This window comes from Propionivibrio sp. (assembly GCF_017995515.1).
In the GTDB taxonomy this organism is placed as follows: domain Bacteria; phylum Pseudomonadota; class Gammaproteobacteria; order Burkholderiales; family Rhodocyclaceae; genus Propionivibrio.
Map to the genome: position 1 here is coordinate 1 of NZ_JAGOIT010000177.1, position 3,426 is coordinate 3,426.

At 64.4% G+C, this 3,426-nt stretch carries 2 protein-coding genes; both read left to right on the forward strand.

Annotation, left to right across the window (positions count from 1 at the left end):
* Positions 1-408: 408 nt before the first annotated feature.
* Positions 409-1,323 (forward strand): C1 family peptidase, encoded by a 915-nt coding sequence (locus KBA32_RS16765; protein WP_294361405.1) that lies wholly within the window; start codon positions 409-411, stop codon positions 1,321-1,323.
* A 298-nt stretch (positions 1,324-1,621) separates the two neighbouring features.
* Positions 1,622-3,426: NADP-dependent malic enzyme (locus KBA32_RS16770; protein WP_294361407.1), on the forward strand; the 1,805-nt coding region annotated here is incomplete at its 3' end.

A 3,426-nucleotide genomic window follows, 5' to 3' on the forward strand; every position in this document is an offset into this window, starting at 1 on the left:
CTGCTCGACCGCATGATCACGCAGCAGGCCTACCAGATCTCGTTCAATGAAATCTGCCACGGACTCGGCTACCTTTTCCTCGGCCTGATCCTCGTACTGTGGCTGGCCAAGGCGCCGTTCCACAAGGCAGCCAAGGCGGAGACGGCGGGTGCGCATTGAGACGCACGGCCGACTGACGGCCGTGCTGGGTTGTCGGCAACCCGGCTGACTGATCCATCGCGATTTTTCGGGTCACAGACGACCCACTTCACCGCTGCGCCAACCCACCCGATCGCCACACGGCGCGGCAAACGGAGCGCCGGCCGGCATTCGCCGGGCGTGGCGCGCTGCTTGCTAGTTTGCATGATTGAGGTATCGACGCGCTCGCTGAGCGCGACCTGTCGTCACTCAACCGCCAAGGAGCACATCATGAGCCTGCTCTACACCAATCCCGTTCTCGAAGAAACCAACGAAACCAAGGGCACCGGCTGGTTGCAGTCGATGCCCGACCTGCGCGACTACACGCCGGAGACGCCGAAGATCGCCGAGATGGCGAAGGCGCTCAAGATTGCCGGCAAGGTCACCAGCCTGAAGGCAGTTCCCGCTACCGTCGACCTGCGCGCCTGGTGCTCGCCGATCGAGGACCAGAAGACGATCGGCTCGTGCACCGCGCACGCGGCCGTCGGCATCGTCGAGTACTTCCAGCGGCGCGCCTTCGGCACGCATCTCGACGGCTCGCGCCTGTTCGTCTACAAGATGACGCGCAACCTGATGGGCGTGACCGGCGATACCGGCGCCTGGCTGCGCAACACAATGGGCGCGCTGGTCATGGGCGGCGTTCCGCCCGAGAAATACTGGCCCTACGTCGTCGCCGACTACGACAAGGAGCCGCCGTCCTTCGTCTATGCGCTCGGCAATAACTTCCAGGCGATCCAGTACTTCTGCCACGACCCGGTGAGCAGCCGGCTTTCCGGCGACGTCGTGCTCGCCAGCGTCAAGGCCTATCTGGCAGCCGGCGTGCCGTCGATGTTCGGCTTCTTCGGTTTCCCGTCGTTCGAGCAGACCGACGTCAAGGGCGGCATCCCCTACCCGGCACCGGGCGAGAAGGCGCAATGGGGCCACGCCATCGTCGCCATCGGCTACGACGACGGCAAGAAAATCAAGAACACGCAGAGCAACAAGACGACAACCGGCGCACTGCTGATCCGCAACTCGTGGGGCAAGACCTGGGGCGACAAGGGCTACGGCTGGCTGCCCTACGACTACGTCAAGAACAAGCTGGCCGACGACTTCTGGTCGATGAACAGCATGGACTGGGTGAGTACCAAGCAGTTCGGGCTGTAGATCGCTGTCCCGACGCCGAGCTGCGTCAGGGCAACCACCTGCGCGGCAAGTGCCAAGTGTCGTTCGTACATCCGTGGCACATCACGGCGCCTATCGGCGGGAGGGCAAATTCGCCGTCCCGCCCACGTCTTCTGGGGGCTCGCCCCATCCGACAGGCGCTGAACTGGTAGCATTGCCCGCGTTTTCTCTCGCGCGACAGCGCGCCGAGGGAAAACTCGTGATGAGTGCAATGGTGCAAAAGCCGCCTGCGTGACAACGTCGGCGACGTGATCTTGAAAGAAGCAAAGAGTGAATCACTATGGGAAATGACCTCCGCAAAGCCGCCCTTGGCTACCACCAATACCCGACGCCGGGAAAGATTTCGGTTCAGCCGACCAAGGCGCTGACCAATCAGCATGACCTGGCGCTCGCGTATTCGCCTGGTGTCGCGTTTGCCTGCGAAGCGATTGTCGAAGATCCGGACAACGCCGCCCTCTACACCTCGCGCGCCAACCTCGTTGGCGTCGTCACCAACGGCACGGCCGTTCTTGGCCTCGGCAACATCGGCCCGCTGGCCGGCAAGCCGGTCATGGAAGGCAAGGGCTGCCTGTTCAAGAAGTTCGCCGGCATCGACGTGTTCGACATCGAACTCGCCGAGAACGACCCGGACAAGCTGATCGACATGATCGCCGCGCTCGAACCGACGCTCGGCGGCATCAACCTCGAGGACATCAAGGCGCCCGAGTGCTTCTACATCGAAAGCAAGCTCAAGGAGCGCATGTCGATCCCGGTTTTCCACGATGACCAGCACGGCACGGCGATCATCTCCGCTGCGGCGATGCTGAACGCGCTGAAGGTCGTCGGCAAGGACATCGCCGAGGTCAAGGTCGTCTGCTCGGGCGCCGGCGCGGCGGCCATTTCCTGCCTCTACCTGTGGTGCGATCTCGGCATCCGGCGCGAGAACGTCATCGTCTGTGACTCCAAGGGCGTCATCTACGTTGGCCGCGACGCCAACATGGAACCGACCAAGGCCCGCTACGCCCGCGACACCGCGGCACGCACGCTGGCCGACGCCGTCAATGGCGCCGACATCTTCCTCGGTCTCTCCGCCGCTGGCGTATTGAAGCCCGAGATGGTGGCGACGATGGCGCGCCAGCCGATCGTCTTCGCGCTCGCCAACCCGACGCCGGAAATCATGCCCGAGCTGGCGCACGCAGTACGCCCGGATGTGATCATGGCCACCGGCCGCTCCGACTACCCGAACCAGGTCAACAACGTCCTCTGCTTCCCCTTCATCTTCCGCGGCGCGCTCGACGTCGGCGCCACGCGCATCACCGAGGAAATGAAACTCGCCTGCGTGCGCGCCATCGCCGCGATGGCGCACGAAGCCGTCGCCAGCGAAGTCGCCACGGCCTACCCCGGACAGACGCTCGGTTTCGGCCCTGAGTACCTGATTCCCAAGCCGTTTGATCCGCGCCTGATCCTCGTCATCGCGCCCGCCGTCGCACAGGCGGCGATGGACTCCGGCGTCGCGCGCCTGCCGATCACCGACATGGAAGCGTACAAGGAGAAGCTCACCGGCTTCATCTACCGCACCGGCGTCGGCATGCGCTCGGTGTTCTACGCGGCCAAGCAGGGCAAGCCGACGCGCATCGTCTATCCGGAAGGCGAGGACGAGCGCGTTCTGCGCGCCGCACAGATCATCGTCGAGGAACAACTCGCCTCGCCGATCCTCGTCGGCCGCCCCGACGTCATCGCCGCGCGGCTGGAAAAGATCGGCAGCGGCATGGAGCGCGGCAAGCACTACGAGATCGTCGATCCTGAAGGCGACGAGCGCTACAAGGAATGCTGGACGGCGTATCACCAGATCATGCGGCGCCGCGGCGTCACCGTCGAAATCGCCAAGGCGCGCCTGCGCAAGCACAACACCATCATCGGCGCCATGATGATCCACCAGGGTTACGCGGACGGGATGATCTGCGGCGTCAATGGCCGCTTCGCCCACCACCTGCAGCAGGTCGACGAAATCATCGGCAAGGCGCCCGGCTGCAGCACGCTGGCCGCGATGAACCACCTCGTGCTCCCCGGCCGCGCCCTGTTCATCTGCGACACGCACGTCAACGA

Excerpts from the sequence above, each read along its gene's own strand:
- KBA32_RS16765 (WP_294361405.1), top strand. The coding sequence starts at position 409 with ATGAGCCTGCTCTACACCAATCCCGTTCTCGAAGAAACCAACGAAACC.